Origin of the sequence: Parabacteroides goldsteinii DSM 19448 = WAL 12034, from assembly GCF_000969835.1 — a bacterium.
GTDB lineage: Bacteria > Bacteroidota > Bacteroidia > Bacteroidales > Tannerellaceae > Parabacteroides > Parabacteroides goldsteinii.
The window spans coordinates 1,419,463-1,439,856 of the sequence record NZ_KQ033913.1; the positions used below are offsets into that span (position 1 = coordinate 1,419,463).

Here is a 20,394-nt window from a genome sequence, read left to right on the forward strand (position 1 = left end):
TATTCCATACTTTTTTTAATCGACCTCTTATTTTACATGACTATTAATCCTAATTTCCTACCTTTGCAACAAAAAAGATGATCAAATACTTTTGTTTACTTCTGCTGATTCTATGCAGCTGCAATAATGGGAAAAAGGAGAATGATGTGCTTCATGTGGCTGTTCTTCGCGGACCTTCCGTTATTGCTTTTGCAAAGATGATGGAGGATTCGCCGGAGATAGAAGGAAAACGGTTGTCTGTAGATATAGTCGATTCTCCGGAACTGATGCAGGCATTATTAATAAAAGGAAAAGCGGACCTGGCTGCCCTTCCTATGATTAATGCAGCCAATCTTTATAATAAAGGATTGAAATATTCCTTACTCGGATGCCCTGTCTGGGGAAATCTGTATCTTGTCGAAAAGCAAGGGATGCGGAATCAATCACCGGAAACGGAGACTTTATATGTCTTCGGTGCAGGCACAACTCCCGATATCCTGACCCGCTACTATTTACATCAAAAAGGATTGTCTTATTCATTGAATTATTCGCTTACTACTCCCGGTGAAATAAGCCAGGGATTGCTAGCCGGACAGATCCAGACAGCTGTCCTGGCAGAACCGTTTCTAAGCGTGATACTTCGGAAAGACAGTACTTTATCGATAAAAACGAGTCTTAACAATCCGAACAGTACCTCTCCGGGATTTGCCCAGACTGCGATTGTCTATGCACCTTCGTTAAACGATAAAAGAACATTGCTGGATAGCTTGTTGAACGAGTCCTGCCAGTTTGCCGTCAGTCAACCTCAAAAAGCAATAGATATTCTGGAGAGCCGCAATATATTTGCCCCGGGAACACTCACTCCGGAAAGCATAGAGAGATGCCGTATTAACTATTTATCAACCGGAGAAGCCAAAGAAAGCATTCTCGATTTCCTTCGTCTGATAGAACAATATGAACCGAAAGCCATAGGAGGAAAACTTCCGGACAATGGCTTTATTTCAGGAGAACAATGAAAAAAGGATTAATTTCATGTGTATCAGTCTGCTTGCTGCTGCTTATCTGGCAGTTAATAGCCTCTTCAATGGACCAGCCGGAATTGATTCCGTCCGTTCCTGAACTGATAAAAGCCTTATTTCAGCTATTCGGTACCGATACTTTTTATAAAAGCATATCGGCTACCATCCTGCGCGGTATTTCCGGTATCATTCTATCATTGGGAGCCGCGGTGATGACAGCTTTCTTATTTGCCCGTTACGAATTGCTTTATGAGTTATTCCGTCCCCTGCTGACAATCATGCGTTCCGTTCCGGTCATCTCTTTTATCTTATTGGCTTTAATCTTTCTTGACCCGGAAGGAATACCGTTAATAATTGCTTTTCTGACCATGTTTCCTTTATTAACGGAAAACCTGACGAAAGGAATCATCAGTCTGCGGCCCGGACTTTTCCTAATGGCGGCTCAGTTCAAAATCAATCGCAAGAATAAACTGATACATATATATTATCCCCAACTGAAACCTTTTTTATTCAGTGGGCTGGCGTCTGCTACCGGATTCGGCTGGCGTGCTATTATTATGGGCGAGGTACTTTCACAATGCGCCTTCGGTATCGGCGGGGAAATGAAACGTGCACAGTTGTTCATATCGGTTCCCGAATTGATTGCATGGACTGTTATTGCCGTCTTGATTAGTTTCCTGTTTGACAAAGGAATCAGCCGGTTGACACTGGTTACATGGAACATACAGTATAGCAATGGAAAACCGGAAAAGGAAGAACTTCCCCACCCTTGTCCCATAGAAGCAGCAGACGTTACATTTCAATATGATGATACCAAAGTACTATCGAATTTCTCATATACTTTTGAACCCGGCATCATTTATGGTATAAAGGCTCCGTCAGGAAGCGGAAAAACAACTTTACTGAATCTGCTGGACGGAACATTGAAACCAATCGAGGGAAAGATTATATCTCATCGGGAAGAAAAGTTTGCTGTTGTATTCCAGGAGCCGGAACTACTGTCCCATTTAACTGTCCTGCAAAACATTTGCCTACCGTTAGCATCGCTCTATAAACAAACTTATGCGGAACAGGAAGCATTAACAGCATTGAGAATAGTCGAGATGGAAACTTTCACGGAACGTTATCCTAACGAACTGAGTTACGGCCAGCAACAGCGCGTAGCCCTTGCCCGGGCATTGGCATATCCATCTACTGTTATGCTTCTTGACGAGCCTTTCAAAGGATTGGACAAGCCACTCGCAATCCGCATCATCGACCGCATAATTGAACGACAAACAGAATATAAACGCACTGTCATCTTCACATCACACAATCAGGAAGAGATAGAGCGCTTTGCTTCCGTTATTATCCGGCTACCGATAATCAATTAACTTTTACGGGATTACAGGGGATTGAGAACCAGAATGTAGAACCTACGCCTTCCTCTGAATCGACACCTATCTCTCCGTTCAACATCGTTATAATTGTCTTACAGATAGACAATCCAAGTCCTGTCCCTTGTTTAAACCTATCCAGTTTGACAAATCGGTCAAAAATGGTAACCTGGTCCTCTTTCTTTATGCCGGTACCGGTATCGCTGACATAAGCATAAATGCCATTATCAGTCAAACAATAACCATACCGTATCGTTCCTGTCGATGTAAATTTGACCGCATTAGATAAAAAGTTAGTCAACACCTGTGTAAGTCTTGTCTTTTCAGAAATGATACTGTAGTCGCTTCCGTCATTTTCAAAAACAACCTTTACCCCAGCATTTACCCGCCGTAAGAAAGCCGGCTCCTGCGGTTTGAAGATACTATTTAAACTGAAGTCTGAATAAATGAACTCCAGCTTACCCGATTCTATCTTTGAAATATCGAGAATATCATCAATCAATTGCAACAGAAATTCATTGCTCGATTCAATAATCTTCAGATATTCCTGTTTTTCTTCATCCGTTCCCGCCTGGGCCATCAAAGTAGAGAAACCGACAATCGCATTTAAAGGCGTACGTATTTCATGGCTCATATTGGCGATAAAGGCTGATTTCATCCGGTTACTCTCCTCTGCAAGACGCTTCGCCTGTACATCTGCTTCGTGGCGTTTATCCACCGTGATATCCCGCAAGATACCAATAGCTTTCAGGGGTTTACCGTCTTTACCATATTCATATACTTCACCGATTTTCTCCAGCCAGACATATTCTTCCGAGAAATAACGGCAACGGAAACTCAGGCGTAATGATTCTATCTCACCCTGGGCAAAGGCCGTCACAACATCCCGGTACATTTGCTGGTCGTCCGGATGGATTTTTTCAGTAAAACTTTCGTGGGAAATATAAGCATGAATCATTTCACCGTTCTCTACATGAGAAAGCTCCGCCGTTTCATTCACGACATCCCATATCCACGGATAGATAAGGCCTGCCATACAGGATAAGGCCAGTCTTTTATTATTTTCATGCAGTTCTTCTTCTATCTGCCGTTGTTTGGTGATGTCCCAGGACATACCCAATAGAAAAGGCGCTTTTCCTTCGCGGGGTACCAGCAATTTCATGGTATCCATAGAACGCACTACACCTTTGGGGTCGAGCATCTGTTCAACAAAGCGTTGCATCTCTCCCGTTTGAAGTACCTTCTCATCCATATCCCTGAAAGACTGCGCTGCAACAGGGTCAACAAACAAATCAAAGTCCGTTTTCCCAACAACATCATTGTGAAAACGACCATATATCTGATTCATCATCGGACTGGAATAAACATAACGGAAGTCATCTCCAGTATCCTTAACAAAGAAGTACATTGGTACTGAGTCTACTATGTTCGAAAGTAACCCGGATAAATCTTTATATTTTTGCTCCAATGCATCAGCATTTGAATCTACTGGTATCATACAGCTTTGAGGACTTAATGTTTATATTCTCACAAAAGTCTTGAAAATAAACGAGAGTAACAAATATTAAAAGAAAGAACTTCCCACAAAAGTAAAATAAACGGCAAAAGATTATCTTTGTAGGCTATAAATAGAAATGAAACAATTATGACAACATTATTCCATTCACTTATCTCCCACTCTTTAAACATTCCGGCTGGACAGGTCGAAAGAACGATCGGGTTGCTTAATGAAGGGGCGACCATTCCTTTTATCAGCCGTTACCGGAAAGAAGTTACCGGAGGACTGGATGAAGTCCAGATCGGGAATATCAAAGACCAACTGGATAAGCTGACTGAACTCAAAAAACGGAAAGATACCATATTAAGTTCTATCGAAGAACAAGGGAAGTTAACTCCTGAACTCAAGAAACGAATCGAAGATTCCTGGGATAGCACCGAGATAGAAGACCTTTATCTGCCCTACAAACCCAAACGGGTGACTAAGGCTGAGATTGCACGTAAAAAAGGGCTGGAACCGCTTGCCAAAATTATCATGATACAAAACGAACCGGATTTGCTGGCCCGGGTGAAGAGTTTTATCAAAGGAGAAGTAAAGAATGCAGCAGAAGCCTTGCAAGGAGCACGAGATATTATCGCTGAATGGGTAAACGAAAATGAAGGGGCACGTAACGCCGTGCGTAATTCTTTTGCCCATACAGGGATTATTTCTTCTAAAGTTATTAAAGGAAAAGAGGAAGAAGGAGCCAAATACCGGGACTATTTCGATTTCAGTGAACCGCTGAACCGATGCAGTTCCCATCGCTTGCTGGCCCTCCGCCGCGGAGAAGCGGAAGGTATCCTCAGAGTCAGCATATCACCCGATGTCGATACTACACTCGACCGTTTGAAAAGACGGTTCGTGAAAGGGAACAGCGAACTTTCCGACCAGGTAGCCAATGCGGTAGACGACTCTTTCAAACGTCTGCTAAAGCCTTCCATAGAAACGGAATATGCCAATCTGAGCAAAACGAAAGCCGACGAAGAGGCCATCCGTGTTTTTGCAGAGAACTTGCGGCAGCTTTTACTGGCACCGCCGTTAGGACAAAAGCGAGTGTTAGGTGTCGACCCCGGATATCGTACCGGATGCAAATTAGTTTGCCTGGATGCCCAGGGTAACCTGCTTCATAACGAAGCCGTCTATCCGCATCCGCCGCAGAATGAAAAGAGCAAAGCCGCAGCTAAAGTCTCTCAATTGGTATCGACTTATGCCATCGATGCTATCGCTATCGGCAACGGAACTGCAAGCCGCGAAACGGAACAGTTCATTACTAATCTCCGTTATGACCGGAAAGTACAGGTGTTTGTTGTCAGTGAGAACGGAGCTTCCATCTATTCTGCCTCAAAGATTGCCCGGGATGAGTTTCCTGAATATGATGTAACCGTACGGGGAGCCGTCAGTATCGGACGCCGGTTGATGGACCCACTGGCAGAACTGGTAAAAATCGATCCCAAAAGTATCGGAGTCGGCCAGTATCAACATGATGTCGACCAGAGTGCTTTAAAGAAAAGCCTGGACCAGACTGTGGAAAGTTGCGTAAATATGGTGGGAGTCAATGTGAATACGGCCAGTAAGCACCTGCTGACTTATATCTCCGGTTTAGGACCGACACTGGCACAGAATATTGTCGACTACCGGGCCGAACATGGTCCTTTCCAATCCAGACGTGAATTGTTAAAGGTGCCGCGTATGGGTGAAAAAGCGTTCGAACAAAGTGCCGGATTCCTTCGCATACAAGGTGGCAAAACACCTTTGGACAATTCCGCCGTTCACCCGGAAAGTTATCCGATTGTGGAACAAATGGCCAAGGACTTAAAATGTACCGTGGAAGAGTTGATTACCAATAAAGAATTAAAGAAGAAGCTCGACCTTAAGAAATATATTACAGAGAAAGTCGGTATGCCGACTCTGCTTGATATCATGGAAGAGTTGGATAAACCCGGTCGTGACCCGCGCCAGGCTATCCAGGTCTTTTCTTTCGACCCTACCGTTAAAACGATAGAAGACCTGAAAGAAGGGCTGGTCCTACCGGGAATTGTGACCAATATTACGAACTTCGGTTGCTTTGTAGATGTTGGTATAAAAGAAAACGGATTGGTTCACATCTCGGAACTTGCCGATCGTTTTATCAGCGACCCGACACAGGTGGTTTCTATCCATCAGCATGTTAAAGTGAAAGTTTTGAGTGTAGACCTGGTCCGTAAACGGGTTCAGTTATCTATGAAAGGATTGTAGTATGAAAATAAACAAAACGAATGTGGCTAGGCTGTTGGATAAAGCTAAAATAGCCTATCAGCTGGTTCCCTATGAAGTCGATGAAAATGATTTAAGCGCCACCCATGTGGCAGAGCAATTGGGAGAAAACGTAGAACAGGTATTCAAAACGTTAATCCTTCACGGAGATAAAAGCGGATATTTTGTCTGTGTTATCCCCGGAGCAGATGAAGTGGATTTGAAAAAGGCAGCCAAAGTATCGGGCAACAAAAAATGTGAGATGATCCCGGTGAAAGAATTATTGCCTTTAACCGGGTATATCCGGGGAGGATGTTCCCCTATCGGAATGAAGAAACATTTCCCGACCTATATCCATCAGTCTACCGGGCAATATGATACTATATATATCAGTGCCGGACAACGAGGATTGCAGGTTCAGATAGCTCCGGATGATTTAATTCGTGAAGTGAGGGCCGAAGTTGCAGATTTGATTGCAGAGAAAGAACGATGATAATAAACCTAAATAAAAAGAGAATGCTGGCTTTTCCTGCATTCTCTTTTTATTTAGGTAAACCGTATTTCTATAATTTAGAATTTCCGGAATATATACCTTTTCCCTTCACTGTTTAAAATCAGTTGCTTTCCGCTCAGTTTCTCTATGGAGAATGTACGTGTTTTAGACTTCCAGTCGGTGTAGTGCAAATAGTTTGCCGCAGGACCTGGGTCGTCTGCCAATTCCAATTCCAACTGGTCTTCATCCTTTATCGTATTGAAACCATATTGCAAAACATATTTGTCTTCAGCCGGGATGTACACCTGATACATAAATAAAATATTCTGGAAATTATAAAATACCGTATCAGCCTGTATCACATCGCCATTAGCTTCCACTTGCTGTAATTGCCATTTGCCTTCCAACTTATGCTCCGTATCATTACTACATGCAGCCATCAAAATTGTGACAGCGGCTATCATCCAGTATTTCATTTTATTCATCATAACAAACCTTTTGTACTCGGTAATTCATATTTATAAATATCACGGCGTATAGCCATTTTTACAGAACGTGCCAAAGCCTTGAAAATACCTTCTATCTTATGATGCTCATTCGTCCCTTCTGCCTTAATATTCAGATTCATGCGGGCGGCATCACTCAGGCTTTTAAAGAAATGAAGGAACATCTCCGTCGGCATGTCTCCAACCATTTCACGACGGAACTCGGCATCCCAGACCAGCCAGGGACGTCCGCCGAAGTCGAGAGCCACACTGCACAGGCAATCGTCCATCGGCAAAGAATAGCCATACCGTTCGATGCCGCGCTTGTCGCCTAAGGCTTTCAGCAAGGCTTCACCCAGGGCAATCGCCGTATCTTCAATCGTATGATGCTCATCAACGTCGAGGTCACCCTTTACACGTATAACCAAATCCATACCGGAATGTTTTCCTATCTGGTCCAGCATATGGTCAAAAAAGCCTAATCCGGTCGAAACCGCTGTCTTTCCGTTTCCATCCAGATTTACTTCTACGTAAATATCCGTCTCCTTGGTGGTGCGCTGCACAACGGCACGGCGTTCGCCGGCAAAAAGATATTCGGTAATTTTATCCCAATCATCCGTAATAAGTACAGGGGAAAGAGAAGGATTCCCGGCCAGCAACCTGTCCGCCTCTTCATCCGAAGGACGCAGCCATATGCCTTTTGCACCCAGATTTGCAGCCAGTTCCATATCCGTCAGGCGGTCTCCTATCACGTAACTGTTTGCCAAATCGTACTCACCGGCCAGATATTTACCCAGCATTCCGGTACGCGGTTTGCGGTTGGGAGAATTATCCTCCGGGAAAGAGCGGTCGATCAGCATGTCATCAAAGACAATCCCCTCACCTTCCAATGTCTTCAGCATCTTGTTGTGGGCCGGCCAGAATGTATTTTCCGGAAAAGAAGAGGTACCCAATCCGTCCTGGTTTGTCACCATGACAAACTCAAAATCAAGCTGTTTACGTATGAAGTATAAATTGCGGAATACCTTCGGATAGAACTCCAGTTTCTCCAGGCTATCCAGCTGGTAATCAACAGGAGGTTCTATCACCAATGTTCCGTCTCTATCGATAAAGAGAGCTCTTTTCATGCTTACAAACTTTTTAAAGCCTTCAATAAGGCATCGTTTTCTTCCGGTGTGCCGACAGTGATACGCAAACAGCCGTTACACAATGTCACATTATTCCGGTTACGTACAATAACGCCTTTCTTCACCAGTTTATTATATACGGAGTCAGCTTTGCCTACATTTACCAGGATAAAGTTTGCATCGGTCGGATACATTTTATGGACAATCGGCAGTTCCGGCAAAGCTGCCTGCAACCGGATACGTTCGGACATGATACGGCGCAACTGTTCCAACATCTGGCCTTCATTATTCAACAAGTCCAACGCCTGTTTCTGTGTCAGCACATTGACGTTGTAAGGATATTTAATCTTGTTCAATATTGCAATAATTTCCGGAGAAGCAAAAGCCATGCCCAACCGGAGGCCTGCGGCTCCCCATGCTTTGGATAATGTTTGCAAAATTATCAGATTCGGGAATTTCTTCAGTTCGGGAAGGAAAGAAGGTTCTGCCGAAAAGTCGATATAGGCTTCGTCCAGTACGACTATTCCTTCAAAGTTATTCAGTATCTTATATATTTCATCCCGGTTCAGGCTGTTTCCCGTCGGGTTGTTCGGCGAGCAAAGAAAGATTACTTTCACCCATTCGTCCACTTCCTCCAGTAATGCTTCTGCATCCAGTTCGAAATCAGGAGTTAAAGTCACTTTCCTGAACTCCACGTTGTTAACGTTGGAAGCTACTTCATACATACCGTAAGAAGGGGCGATACTGACAATCGTATCGATTCCCGGGTCACAGAATGCACGGATAACAAGGTCTATCGGCTCATCGCTGCCATTACCCAGAAAGATGGAATTACGGTCAACATCTTTCAGTTCGGCAATCCGTTCTTTCAACTCCCACTGTAAGGGGTCGGGATAACGGTTATAAGGCTCGTTATAAGGATTCTCATTTGCATCCAGGAAAACAGATGCACTTCCGTGAAACTCGTCTCTTGCAGAGGAATAGGGTTTCAACGCCCAAATATTAGGTCTTACCAGGTCTTTTAAATCCATCATATTGTTTTCAATCTTATTGTTACTGCATTGCGGTGTGCATCCAGTTGCTCGTTACCGGCCATCGTCTGGATTGTACCGCCTAAATTCTTAATACCTTCGGCAGTGATTTCCTGGAAGGTTATCTTTTTGATAAAGCTGTCCAGGTTTACACCGCTGTAAGCCTTGGCATAGCCATTGGTCGGAAGCGTATGATTCGTGCCCGAAGCATAATCACCGGCACTTTCAGGAGTGTAGGGTCCCATAAAGACACTTCCCGCATTCTCTATCTGTTCAGCGATATGAGCGTAGTTCTCCGTTTGTATAATCAGATGTTCCGGGGCATACATATTCGTGAAAGCGATTACTTCCTGTTCGTCTTTCAGGACGATTATACGGCTATGTTCCAATGCTTTTGCAGTAATATCCTTACGGGACAGTTCAGATAATTGCTGTTGGATGGCATCGACTACAGGAGATACGATACTTTCTGCCGATGTAACCAGCATAGCCTGGCTATCTGCTCCATGCTCTGCCTGTGAAAGGAAATCGGCGGCAATAAAGTCCGGATTTGCTGTTCCGTCGGCAATGACTTCCACTTCGGAAGGGCCTGCGGGCATGTCGATGGCAACGTCTTTCAAGCTGACAAGCTGTTTGGCTGCTGTCACGTACTGATTTCCGGGGCCGAATATCTTATAGACTTTGGGGACAGATTCCGTGCCGTATGCCATGGCCGCAATAGCCTGTATTCCTCCGGCTTTGAATATCTTGCTGACACCTGCCGTTTCTGCGGCAAACAGGATGGCCGGATGCACTTTTCCTTCCCGGTTCGGAGGAGTACATAATACAATCTCCTTACATCCGGCGATATGTGCAGGAACCGCCAACATTAATACGGTTGAGAACAAAGGGGCCGTTCCTCCCGGAATATACAGGCCGACCTTTTCTATGGCAACTGCTTTCTGCCAGCAGGTTACTCCGGAGGTCGTTTCCACCTTTTGTCCGGTAAAACGCTGGGAGGCATGAAACTTTTCAATATTTGCCTTTGCTGTGCGAATAGCTTGTTTTAAATCCTCGGAAACAAGTTCGCGAGCTTCTTTTATTTCTTCTTCCGACACCTGAAGACCGGATAGCGTGACCTTGTCAAACTTCTCTTCGTAACGCTTAACAGCGGCATCCCCTTCGCTACGCACTTCATTCAATACAGTCCGGACCGTATCGAATAAAGTAGTAACATCCAAAGCCGGACGCTTCACCAAAGAAGGCCAGTCTGCTTTTGAGGGATATTTAATTACTTCCATATTGTTGTTTTGTTTATATTATTGTCAGAAATGAGACATGGATAACCATGTGAGATACAAATTATCAGGAACGAACAAAAAGACCTTATTCATTAATTGTCAGTCAATTACAGTTTTCTCGTAATTCCGTGCTCAGGAAACTGACTCGACATTAAAGTATCATTTTCTCAATCGGGATAACGAGGATACCTTCGGCCCCGAGTGATTTCAGTTTACCTATAATTTCCCAGAAATGTTTCTCGGCTATGACAGACTGGACGGATACCCAATCACCGTTAGCCAAAGGCGTCACCGTCGGACTCTTCATACCGGGTAATACTTCTATGATTTCATCCAACTTATCTTTCGGTGCGTTCAGCAATACATATTTCTTGCCTTCAGCAACCTGGATAGCTTCGAAGCGGAATAACAGTTCGTCGAGTATCGCCAGCTTTTCTTCCGACAGATTGTTGTTCGCAATCAGAAGCGCTTCGCTTTGCATAACCACTTCCACCTCTTTCAGGCGGTTGCTGACCAGCGTACTACCGGAACTGACAATATCGAAAATTGCATCTGCCAGACCAATACCCGGAGCTATTTCAACAGAACCGCTGATGACATGCATATCGGCTTTTACACCTTTTTCTTTCAGATAAGTATTCAGGATGCCAGGATAAGAAGTAGCGATTGTTTTGCCTTCAAACCATTCTACTCCCTTGTAGTCTTCATCTTTAGGAATAGCCAGTGACAAACGGCATTTACTGAATCCCAATCGTTTAACCAAACGTGCTTCTCCCCCTTTTTCAACGTATTCATTCTCACCGACAATACCTATATCGGCAACGCCATTGGCGACAGACTGGGGAATATCATCATCACGCAGGAACAGAACTTCTACCGGAAACCCTTTTGCCGATAACAGCAAAATGCGCTTTCCTCTGTTCAGTTTGATACCCGCTTCTTCCAATAATAGCATTGTTTCATCGTATAAACGACCTTTTGATTGTACTGCAATTCGTAACATGTTTATTTTTGTTTTAATAATTATATGCTTTCCGAAAACAAAATAAGGCTTACCGTATAACGGCAAGCCTTATCTAATTATATTATGCGTATCTGCACACCAATCAGCCCACCGAACTACTGCCCGTTGTAATGATGATGATGGTGATGTGATACTTTTCTTCTCATTTGTTATTTTATTGATGCCACAAAGTTACAATAATAATTGAAAATGCAAATAAAACTATCAAAAGATTAGCAGGTACGCACACTTTTTTTCTACACGACTGTTTTATGCTTAGTGTTCAATTATATATAAATGATTCGCCTGTTGCCGTATTTTGTTTGCCAGCATCGGCGGATAATCCAGGTGAGAGGCAAAAAAAGCATCAACCTCTGCCCTTGCCTCCGGCGACGTATGGCCTGACAGCAAGGCACGAACCCAGGCTGTCGGGAAAAATATATCTCCTGTCCGCTGCACTTCCTGCATCGCTTCCAGTGCCGGACGGATATAGGCTACCGCTTCTTTCTGCCGTGACGGATGATTCAGATTCGCCAAAGCAGCAGATGCCCAGGGTTCTACCCGACGGTTTTCAGCTACCAGCAAAGAGGCAAAAACACTGTCGCGCACTTCTTTATGCGGTGAGACGGAAGGAGAAATAAAGGCATACTCCCGTTTCCGGTCAGGATTAGTTATACGCGATTGCTGGCTGTTTATAATCTCGTCCGCCTGCTCCGGCAAATGAAGGGCCAACGTATAAGATAAGCTGATATAATCATTTTCACTTAACGAACAGCCGGCGGGAGCTTGCTGCTTCTTCCACAAGTCATATAATGCGGCGATTGCTTCCGGCGATTCTGCTATGGAACGATACGAGCGGAACGCCTGCAAACGATGTTGAGGAACGGAAGAGGTCGCCACAATCTGTCCTAATGTTTTTTCCAGAGGGGCAGCATCCGTCGGAAATAAACGCTGACAATTACCGATATACCCTAAAGCGGCCGAGAATAACAACGAATTATCTTCTTTCGGCAGATAATTCAACATAGCCTCCATATATGATTCGGGCGAAATCGTCCGGTTCAACAGATTTTCATACAATGTGATTAACAGGGAACCTCTCAGCAATTCATTTTCACAAACCGAAAGATAGGCGGCACAAGCCTTGGCATCCGCTTCGTTCAACCGGAAAAAGCCATACCCTTTTCCATCCGTATTCGGAATAATGAAACTCCCCTCTTCCGGGACCGTTTTCAATTTCTTCCGGATGGAATTTGAATTTCTCCCGAAAGAAACTGAAATTTCTTCCGGTTCCCCTGTTTTGGGAACAATCAGATAAGTGAGGTCCTGCGGCCAGTTCAATCCCCTACCAAAAGGGTCTTTCTGCGAAACGACCAGGCTATCGCCGACAATGGAAACGGCAATCTCCGGCATGCCTTTTTCATTTACCCAAATATGGCTCCAGCCGGACAAATCGTCATCCGTATATGTATCCAGAATACCAATCAGGCCCTCCCAGGTGGCATTTCCGTAGGCATATGTTTTCAGATATTCCTGAATGCCTTTCCGGAAAGATTCCTTACCCATCTTTTTAATCAGCATTTCCAGGACGACGGGAGATTTATCATAGATGATGTTACCGTAGACCAGGCCGGCATTACGAAGATTATCCAATTCCTGTTTGATTGGATTTGCTCCGGCAGTACGGTCTTCCACATAAGCGGGAGGAATATAATCCTGCATGAAATTCAAAGCATGGTTTACACCCGGATATAGCGGTTCGACAATCTGCGAAGCAAAATAATTGGCAAACACTTCCTTTGTCCAGACATCGTCAAACCATTGCATGGTCACATAATCGCCAAACCACATATGGGCCGTTTCGTGAGCAATCAGGGCACTGCGGCTCAACTGCTCGTTCAATGTCGGGTTCTCATTCAGGAACATACGGCGGTCGGTATAGAACGTTGCCCCGGTGTGCTCCATTCCCCCGAACTGGAAACCGGGAAGGATTATCAAATCATACTTGGCAAAAGGATACGGAATGGCGGTATAATCTTCCAGCCATGTTAAAGCGTCAAAGACTTCCGATGCGATTTCGGGACATTGGGCGACTTTCTTCGGGTCTGTTTCCCTGTGGTACAAGGAGATTTCCCTTCCATCCCGGGTGTATGTTTCGCGAATAAATTTTCCGGCAGTAAAGGCGAACAAATAAGTACTCAGCGGTTCTGTTTCCCTGAATGAAATCAACTTGCGTCCGGGAATGGAAAGGGTATCTGTTTTCTCTATGGCACCGTTCGTAACGGCTTGCCATGCTTCCGGAACTTCCAGCGTCAGCGTAAATAACGACTTCATATCCGGCTGGTCGAAACAGGGAAACGCAGTCCGCGCCCGGTCAGGAACCAGCAAAGTATAAAGAAACTCGTCCCTCCTGTTCAAAGACTGGTCGGCAGGAGTAAATTCTACAGATACTTTATTCTCTCCGACGACGCTCCGTTCTGCCAGGATGATGATATGTTCATTTTTTACCTCATAAGGCACTTCCCCACCATTCAGCAAGACAGAAGCGACCTGTGAAGCATTTCCCCTGAAATCAATAATAAGCGGCAGTTTTTCTTTCAGCGACAGTTGTATGACAGCCTTGCCCCTGACCGGCTCCTGCCTGGATTCAGGAATGGAGAAAAACAGGTTATATCTGACTTGACCGAAATGCTCTTTTCTGAAACGGGCCAATTCATGGCTGACTCCGACTTCCTGCAAGTTAACATCTTGCTGTTGCGTCGAACAGGCTGTCAGCAGACTTACCGCCGCAATGCCAGCCACCTGATAAATCATATGATTTAAATGTGCCATCTTTTTTACTCTCTCAAATATTCAGCTATCGACATAAAATTACGTTCCAACAGATACATCTGCGACGCCATAAAAGTAAAGAACTCTCCCCAATCTTGCCGACGGTGAAAGTCTAGTCCTTCCCTGGCGGTATAAATACGGGCTACTTCTTTCCCCGTATCCCTTACAAAACAAATATCCCAGGTCAGACCTCCGGGAAAGTCCTGTTCCAGCATTTCCTTATACCAAGTCAGGCGTTCGTACATTTCAAGCCGGAGCTCTTCACTCCGGTGATTCACTTCAAGAATCACATAAGCACCGTTGCGGCTGATATCGAACTTCAATTCTACTCCTTTCACTTTGGTATCATACAAAGTCCATATCTTTTTACGTCCCCGCAAATAAGGCTGCACTTCACAATAAGCGGCGAAACTCTCCCAAAACTCCAGTTTCAGGTTCTTTAATTCGTCTTTACTATACATTATTTATATATATCTTTCTTTCTCAATCTTATCACATTGCCATAGGTTTCCAGTTGCTTCATATCGATACGCCGGGAATTGCCTACAATGACATAAACAACCGGTTTCAAGCGGACATTATGCCGGTAGAAACGGATAATATCTTTCATATCCATATCCGAGATACCAGACAATAAGGCTTCGCTCGGGTCGTTGTCAAAGCCATTCCTTCGAAAACCGGCAACCTTTTCCGGCACTTCCCGGAAGGAAGGAAAATCATTATTGACCTGGTTAACGATAGATTGCTTTACGGTAGAAATCCTTTCCTCTTTCTCCGGCATTTCGTGAATCAGGGAATTCATTATCCCCAAAGCATCCAGCGTCTTGTCGCTCTGTGTGGAAAGCATAGTGACAAACTCACCGGCCTTTCCTTCCAATTTATGAGGCGGCAATATATACCGGCCGCTCACTCGGTAAGCCAGCGAACGGAATTCCCTTATTTCCTGAAACATCAGCGACGACATATCGCCTCCGAAATAAACGGAGAATAACCGGGCGGCATGGCGCGACCAGGCATCGTCTGTCACCTCTCCTTTTGCATAGCCGTAAACAATACTCTGCGAGGCTGTCGGCATATCCATAAAGTAAACGGTCGGCTTGTCATATTTCTTTGCATCCCGATGATAGGGAGCATTAACCGCTACGGTTATCTCCTTCAACGGAAGGAAGGCTTCTATCTCTTCCCTGACCTGGGCGACGGGCAATGTTCCGCAATAAAGCAAATCGCATTCCGTCTGACGGACCTGGACAAATGCATCCAAAAGTTCCTTCCCCTTCAGTTTCTTGACTTCAGAGAGGGATAACTTAGTAAGAAACCGAGATTGTTCGCCATATTTCACTTTCTCGAGCAACGCATTTGCGATGTTATCACTCGATTCGAAGAAAGCCTTCTCGGTGACTTTCGCATCATTTATTACCTGACGGATTTGTTTATCATCAGCTTTTACGTGCCTGATAAAATCGCCGGCCAGCTGAACCGTTTCCTTAAAATGTTTGTCGAAGCCGGTAATCCGCATGAAAAACTGCTTGTCGGTGGCATCGAAAGAAATCGTACTGCCCAGGACCTGCAACCGCGTACGGAATTCATGGAACGACAGAGAGTCCGTTCCCAAAAACTGAAGGTAATTAGCCAGATGCATCAGTTTGGGTTGCTCCAACGTTCCAACCTGATAAACCAGGTTAAGGGTAAATATATCCGTAACAGGATTTGCCGTTGCATATAAAGTGGCTAACGGAGTCAGACTCACCGTTTCTACATCTTTCTGAAAATCAATGAAACGCGGCTTCACTTCTTGTACCGGCAGTTGTTCCAACTGTTTTGCATATTCGGAAGAGGCTTCCGAGTTTTTGGGTACAATCGGACTGAAATCCGGTTTCGTCAAATTATCCTTCGGATATTTGCCTGTCGTCTTTGTAACGCATAAATAGTTTTCACTGAAATATTTACGGGCCACACGGACTACGTCTTCCTTTGTCAAAGCATCGATACCGGAAACTTCCTGCAAATAATCTTCCCAGCTTTTACCTTGCGAATACAAAGACATCATAATCCGGGCACGCGAATCTATATTCTCCAGGTTTGAGGCATATTGGCGGCGTTGCTCCTGCTTCAGGCTATTGAATATCTCGTCACTGAAATCCCCTTCTTTCACCCGGTTGATTTCTTTCCAAACCAGTTTTTCGGCTCCGCCATAAGTCTGGAACATCAGCTTAGGAATAACGGCAACGGCCAGTATCCCGGCTTCATTCATACTTTCATTCATAGCCATCGACGCCATAATCTTCCGGTCTACCATCAGTTTATCCAGAAAACCGGTCCCGTTCGCATTGTTCAGCATATTAACCGCCACAGCCAACGCCACCTGGTCTTCATGATTGGCCGGAACGCCACGGAACCCCATTCCCATCGCTTTCACTAGAGGTACGGGGAATTTTATTTTCATTTTCTCCTTTCCTTTAAAGGGCGGAAGGGCCACAATATCGTGTTTGGGAGCTTCTCCCGGACGGATACGGGAAAAAGTTTTTTCCAGAACCGGCAATACAGCCTCTGTATCAAAATCACCGCTTAATATCAGCCCCATGTTGGAGGCCACATAATATTCTTCAAAGAACTTCCGCATCTCTGTCAGGCGTGGGTTCTTCAGGTTCTTCGTACTGCCGATTATCGGATAAGCATACGGATGCGGGGCAAAATAACGGGCAAGCAACCGGTCCATAACAGGCCCGCCGATGAAATCGCCATACATGTTTTTCTCTTCATAAACAGTTTCCAGTTCGCTCTGGAACAGGCGGAAGACCGGATTCAGCAGGCGTTCGCTGTTGATTTCCGCCCACTGGGACATATATTGCGGGGAAAAGGTATTGAAATAGATAGTTGCATCATAAGACGTTGCGGCATTCAAACCCGAACCGCCATATTTGGAAATCAAACGGTTGAACTCATTGGGAATTACATAGTCGGAAGAACGGATGCTTAATTCGTTTATCTCTTTCTGTATCTGGGAGCGGGCCGCTTCATCTTCCGTAGCCGCCAGTTCGTCATATTTCAGTGCGATAGAATCCAGCAACGTTTTCTCCGCATCGTAATCGACAGTTCCGATTTTGTCGGTTCCTTTGAACATCATATGTTCAAAATAATGGGCAATTCCGGTATCCGGACAATCCTTCGCTCCTGCCTTTACGACAACGGCACCGAATACTTTCGGCTGGCTATGGTCTTCATTCAGCCAGACTGTCAATCCGTTTTTTAGTTTATGTTCTTTTACTTCCAGCGCTTTTGTATTCTGAGCCGCAAACAGATTCGAACAACTTGCAAATAACATCATCATTAATAATGTTTTCATGGATATATTACCATACATCTTTGTATTATGGTCTACAAAGATACCGGATTCCTTTTTGTTATCAGGGGTTGATTAGACTTTTTTATTATTTAAACCAAATGCAGTTGTAAATGTTATCATTATAAAAGAGAGATAACAACATGGTAAATTTAGGTAGCTGGATGAACAAAATCCTCGTCGGCTGGGGCGTGGATGCGAAAATCGCAAATACATTCGATGAAATGATTATTGCCGTACTACTGATCGCGGTAGCTGTAGGAGTCGATTACTTATGTCAGTACATTTTTGTCGGCAGTGTACGGAAGTTATCGGAGAAAAGTCATTATTTCTGGGATACTTTGTTGATTAAGAGGAGAGTTATACATAATCTGGTGCATGCCATTCCCGGAATTTTGGTCTATACTTTATTGCCGATGGCTTTTATCCGGGGAAAAGAATTGTTGTTGATTTCGCAAAAAGTTTGCGCCGTTTATATTGTATTTGTTCTGTTGCTGGCCATCAACGGATTTATCCTGGTGGCAATGGATATATATAATCACAGGGAGGTCAGTAAGAACCGTTCGATAAAAGGATTCGTGCAGGTACTTCAGGTGCTGGCTTTCTTCATTGGAGGGATTGTGATTATTGCCATTCTTGTCAACAAATCACCAGCCACATTGTTTGCCGGACTGGGCGCTTCGGCCGCCATCCTGATGTTGGTATTCAAAGATACGATACTCGGATTCGTTGCGGGCATACAGTTATCAGCCAATGATATGTTACGCCCGGGCGACTGGATTACAGTCCCGGGGTCCAACGCAAACGGGATTGTACAGGAAATCACTTTGAACACCGTTAAAATACAGAACTTCGACAATACAATCTCCACTATCCCACCCTATACACTGGTCAACAACTCTTTCCAGAACTGGCGGGGAATGGTTGAATCGGGCGGGCGGCGTGTCATGAAATCCATCTTTCTCGACCTGAACACAATCAAATTCTGTACACCTGAAATGCTGGATAACATGCGGAAAGAGATTCCCCTGCTGGCCGACTATAAGCCGGACGAAGGTGTGACACCGACTAACTCGCAGATGTTTCGTGTCTATGTAGAGCGTTACCTGACCAGTCTGCCGGTTGTAAACACCGACCTCGACCTGATCATCAGCCAGTTGCAATCGACAGAATACGGTGTGCCTATCCAGATCTATTTCTTTTCCCGCAATAAAGTATGGAAAGAATACGAACGCATCCAGTCGGATATATTCGATCATTTCTTTGCGATGATCCCTCTGTTTGAACTAAAAGTGTATCAATACTCTGATTAATGTAAACTTGGGCAGCAATGATTTTTTCCCTACATTTGTGTTCACAACTTTAAATACAAATATATGAGTGAATTACAACAATGGATTAACAGTTACCTGATTAAATGGGGATTAGTACACGACTCTGCAAATATTTGGGACAACCTGGTCGTATTGCTGCTTCTAATAGTGATAACTGTCGGTATCGATTACACTTGCCGCTATATCTTCCTCGAATTATTTAAGCGTTTTGCTCAAAAAACCAAAAACCAGTGGGACGACCTGATCGTAGAACGGAAGATCATCAATAAGCTGATGCACCTGATCCCCGCGATCCTGGTTTATATCATGCTTCCGCTGGCACTACCCAAAGAGGAAATGCCTACTTTGCTCGGTGTCCTTCAGATGGTATGCAGTGTTTACATTGTGGCCGTTGTACTACGATTCATCAACGCTTCACTGAACTTATTATTAGAGATATACAACCGGAAAGAATCGATGAAGAACAAACCGTTGAAAGGGTTTGTACAAATCATTCAGGTAATTGTGTTCTTTGTCGGTGGAATAATCATTATCAGTATCCTGATCGGTAAATCGCCCGCTACGTTATTTGCCGGACTGGGTGCTTCGGCTGCCATCCTAATGCTGGTGTTCAAGGATACGATACTTGGCTTTGTGGCCGGTATTCAGCTATCAGCCAATGATATGCTACGTCCGGGCGACTGGATAACAATGTCAAAATACGGGGCTGACGGAACAGTGATTGAAGTGACGCTGAATGCTATTAAAGTTCGCAATTTCGACAACACAATTACCACCATACCGCCTTATGCACTGGTCAGCGATTCTTTCCAGAACTGGCGGGGGATGAAAGAATCGGGAGGGCGCCGTGTGAAGCGTTCCATCAATATCGACATGAACAGCGTACATTTCTGTACACCGGAAATGTTGGCTAAATTCCGTAAAATATCATTACTCACCGATTATATCGATACGAAGCAGGAAGAGTTGGAGGCCTATAATAAAGAACACAGCATCGACGCTTCTATTTGGGTAAACGGACGACGCCAGACAAATATAGGTGTCTTCCGCGCTTATCTGGTGAATTATCTGAAAAGCAATCCCAATGTAAGCCAGAACATGACCTGCATGGTTCGCCAACTGCAACCGACAGAACAGGGTATTCCCATGGAGCTATACTTCTTCGCATCCACCACAGACTGGATTCCATATGAAGACATCCAGGCCGATGTGTTCGACCATATCCTGGCTGTCATTCCGGAATTCGGTTTACAGGTGTTCCAGGGCGTATCAGGTTCAGACTTACGTCATTTGAGGATAGAATCAACAAATTTAAAAGATATTTGA

Annotated in this window: 15 protein-coding genes; 6 read left to right on the top strand and 9 right to left on the bottom strand. The window is 44.5% G+C overall.

Going from position 1 to position 20,394, the window contains the following annotated elements; all coding sequences use genetic code 11:
- Window positions 1-77 precede the first annotated feature (77 nt).
- Window positions 78-995 carry a substrate-binding domain-containing protein gene (locus HMPREF1535_RS18830; RefSeq protein ID WP_046147126.1) on the top strand — a complete coding sequence of 306 codons (918 nt, stop codon included), beginning with the start codon at window positions 78-80 and terminating at the stop codon, window positions 993-995.
- Window positions 992-2,371, top strand: a complete 1,380-nt coding sequence (locus tag HMPREF1535_RS18835; protein ID WP_046147127.1) for an ATP-binding cassette domain-containing protein — start codon at window positions 992-994, stop codon at window positions 2,369-2,371. The genes HMPREF1535_RS18830 and HMPREF1535_RS18835 overlap by 4 nt, the downstream gene beginning before the upstream one ends.
- On the opposite strand, the gene HMPREF1535_RS18840 is transcribed toward HMPREF1535_RS18835, so the two are convergent.
- Window positions 2,364-3,872 (bottom strand): PAS domain-containing sensor histidine kinase, encoded by a 1,509-nt coding sequence (locus HMPREF1535_RS18840; protein ID WP_046147128.1) that lies wholly within the window; start codon window positions 3,870-3,872, stop codon window positions 2,364-2,366. The two genes, HMPREF1535_RS18835 and HMPREF1535_RS18840, sit on opposite strands and share 8 nt — an antisense overlap.
- 147 nt (window positions 3,873-4,019) lie before the next feature.
- Between HMPREF1535_RS18840 and HMPREF1535_RS18845 the strand changes: the two genes are divergently transcribed.
- Window positions 4,020-6,146: a Tex family protein gene (locus HMPREF1535_RS18845; RefSeq protein WP_046147129.1), complete on the top strand. Its 2,127-nt coding sequence runs from the start codon at window positions 4,020-4,022 to the stop codon at window positions 6,144-6,146.
- Between the two features lies 1 nt (window position 6,147).
- A complete protein-coding gene (gene ybaK / locus HMPREF1535_RS18850; RefSeq protein WP_046147130.1) occupies window positions 6,148-6,636 on the top strand; it encodes a Cys-tRNA(Pro) deacylase in 489 nt (162 codons plus the stop codon).
- A 77-nt stretch (window positions 6,637-6,713) separates the two neighbouring features.
- Here ybaK and HMPREF1535_RS18855 read toward each other — a convergent pair whose 3' ends face one another.
- The 8 genes from HMPREF1535_RS18855 to HMPREF1535_RS18890 form a co-directional block, all read right to left on the bottom strand.
- Complete coding sequence (locus HMPREF1535_RS18855; protein WP_224265259.1) at window positions 6,714-7,124, bottom strand: lipocalin-like domain-containing protein; 411 nt, start codon at window positions 7,122-7,124, stop codon at window positions 6,714-6,716.
- Window positions 7,121-8,248, bottom strand: a complete 1,128-nt coding sequence (hisB, locus tag HMPREF1535_RS18860; RefSeq protein WP_046147131.1) for a bifunctional histidinol-phosphatase/imidazoleglycerol-phosphate dehydratase HisB — start codon at window positions 8,246-8,248, stop codon at window positions 7,121-7,123. The genes HMPREF1535_RS18855 and hisB overlap by 4 nt, the downstream gene beginning before the upstream one ends.
- A 2-nt stretch (window positions 8,249-8,250) precedes the next feature.
- Window positions 8,251-9,282, bottom strand: a complete 1,032-nt coding sequence (hisC, locus tag HMPREF1535_RS18865) for a histidinol-phosphate transaminase (protein ID WP_007656902.1) — start codon at window positions 9,280-9,282, stop codon at window positions 8,251-8,253.
- On the bottom strand, window positions 9,279-10,559 hold the full coding sequence (gene hisD, locus HMPREF1535_RS18870) for a histidinol dehydrogenase (protein ID WP_046147132.1): 1,281 nt from the start codon (window positions 10,557-10,559) through the stop codon (window positions 9,279-9,281). The genes hisC and hisD overlap by 4 nt, the downstream gene beginning before the upstream one ends.
- Window positions 10,560-10,710: 151 nt before the next feature.
- Window positions 10,711-11,562: an ATP phosphoribosyltransferase gene (gene hisG / locus HMPREF1535_RS18875; RefSeq protein ID WP_007656904.1), complete on the bottom strand. Its 852-nt coding sequence runs from the start codon at window positions 11,560-11,562 to the stop codon at window positions 10,711-10,713.
- A gap of 276 nt (window positions 11,563-11,838) precedes the next feature.
- Window positions 11,839-14,394 carry a M1 family metallopeptidase gene (locus HMPREF1535_RS18880; protein ID WP_046147133.1) on the bottom strand — a complete coding sequence of 852 codons (2,556 nt, stop codon included), beginning with the start codon at window positions 14,392-14,394 and terminating at the stop codon, window positions 11,839-11,841.
- Window positions 14,395-14,399: 5 nt separating this feature from the next.
- Entirely contained in the window at window positions 14,400-14,855 is a 456-nt protein-coding gene (locus HMPREF1535_RS18885) for a DUF4268 domain-containing protein (protein WP_010803061.1), read from the bottom strand.
- Window positions 14,855-17,719 (bottom strand): M16 family metallopeptidase, encoded by a 2,865-nt coding sequence (locus tag HMPREF1535_RS18890; protein ID WP_046147624.1) that lies wholly within the window; start codon window positions 17,717-17,719, stop codon window positions 14,855-14,857. The genes HMPREF1535_RS18885 and HMPREF1535_RS18890 overlap by 1 nt, the downstream gene beginning before the upstream one ends.
- Before the next feature lie 158 nt (window positions 17,720-17,877).
- Here HMPREF1535_RS18890 and HMPREF1535_RS18895 point away from each other — a divergent pair, with 158 nt between their 5' ends.
- Together HMPREF1535_RS18895 and HMPREF1535_RS18900 are read left to right on the top strand one after the other, a co-directional pair.
- Window positions 17,878-19,047 carry a mechanosensitive ion channel family protein gene (locus HMPREF1535_RS18895; RefSeq protein ID WP_007656908.1) on the top strand — a complete coding sequence of 390 codons (1,170 nt, stop codon included), beginning with the start codon at window positions 17,878-17,880 and terminating at the stop codon, window positions 19,045-19,047.
- A gap of 63 nt (window positions 19,048-19,110) precedes the next feature.
- Entirely contained in the window at window positions 19,111-20,394 is a 1,284-nt protein-coding gene (locus HMPREF1535_RS18900) for a mechanosensitive ion channel family protein (protein WP_046147134.1), read from the top strand.

What these genes read in the sequence shown, in the direction of transcription:
- HMPREF1535_RS18830 (WP_046147126.1), top strand. Translation starts at nt 78, where the DNA reads ATGATCAAATACTTTTGTTTACTTCTGCTGATTCTATGCAGCTGCAAT.
- HMPREF1535_RS18835 (WP_046147127.1), top strand. Translation starts at nt 992, where the DNA reads ATGAAAAAAGGATTAATTTCATGTGTATCAGTCTGCTTGCTGCTGCTT.
- HMPREF1535_RS18840 (WP_046147128.1), bottom strand. Translation starts at nt 3,872, where the DNA reads ATGATACCAGTAGATTCAAATGCTGATGCATTGGAGCAAAAATATAAA.
- HMPREF1535_RS18845 (WP_046147129.1), top strand. Translation starts at nt 4,020, where the DNA reads ATGACAACATTATTCCATTCACTTATCTCCCACTCTTTAAACATTCCG.
- ybaK (WP_046147130.1), top strand. Translation starts at nt 6,148, where the DNA reads ATGAAAATAAACAAAACGAATGTGGCTAGGCTGTTGGATAAAGCTAAA.
- HMPREF1535_RS18855 (WP_224265259.1), bottom strand. Translation starts at nt 7,124, where the DNA reads ATGATGAATAAAATGAAATACTGGATGATAGCCGCTGTCACAATTTTG.
- hisB (WP_046147131.1), bottom strand. Translation starts at nt 8,248, where the DNA reads ATGAAAAGAGCTCTCTTTATCGATAGAGACGGAACATTGGTGATAGAA.
- hisC (WP_007656902.1), bottom strand. Translation starts at nt 9,282, where the DNA reads ATGATGGATTTAAAAGACCTGGTAAGACCTAATATTTGGGCGTTGAAA.
- hisD (WP_046147132.1), bottom strand. Translation starts at nt 10,559, where the DNA reads ATGGAAGTAATTAAATATCCCTCAAAAGCAGACTGGCCTTCTTTGGTG.
- hisG (WP_007656904.1), bottom strand. Translation starts at nt 11,562, where the DNA reads ATGTTACGAATTGCAGTACAATCAAAAGGTCGTTTATACGATGAAACA.
- HMPREF1535_RS18880 (WP_046147133.1), bottom strand. Translation starts at nt 14,394, where the DNA reads ATGGCACATTTAAATCATATGATTTATCAGGTGGCTGGCATTGCGGCG.
- HMPREF1535_RS18885 (WP_010803061.1), bottom strand. Translation starts at nt 14,855, where the DNA reads ATGTATAGTAAAGACGAATTAAAGAACCTGAAACTGGAGTTTTGGGAG.
- HMPREF1535_RS18890 (WP_046147624.1), bottom strand. Translation starts at nt 17,719, where the DNA reads ATGATGTTATTTGCAAGTTGTTCGAATCTGTTTGCGGCTCAGAATACA.
- HMPREF1535_RS18895 (WP_007656908.1), top strand. Translation starts at nt 17,878, where the DNA reads ATGGTAAATTTAGGTAGCTGGATGAACAAAATCCTCGTCGGCTGGGGC.
- HMPREF1535_RS18900 (WP_046147134.1), top strand. Translation starts at nt 19,111, where the DNA reads ATGAGTGAATTACAACAATGGATTAACAGTTACCTGATTAAATGGGGA.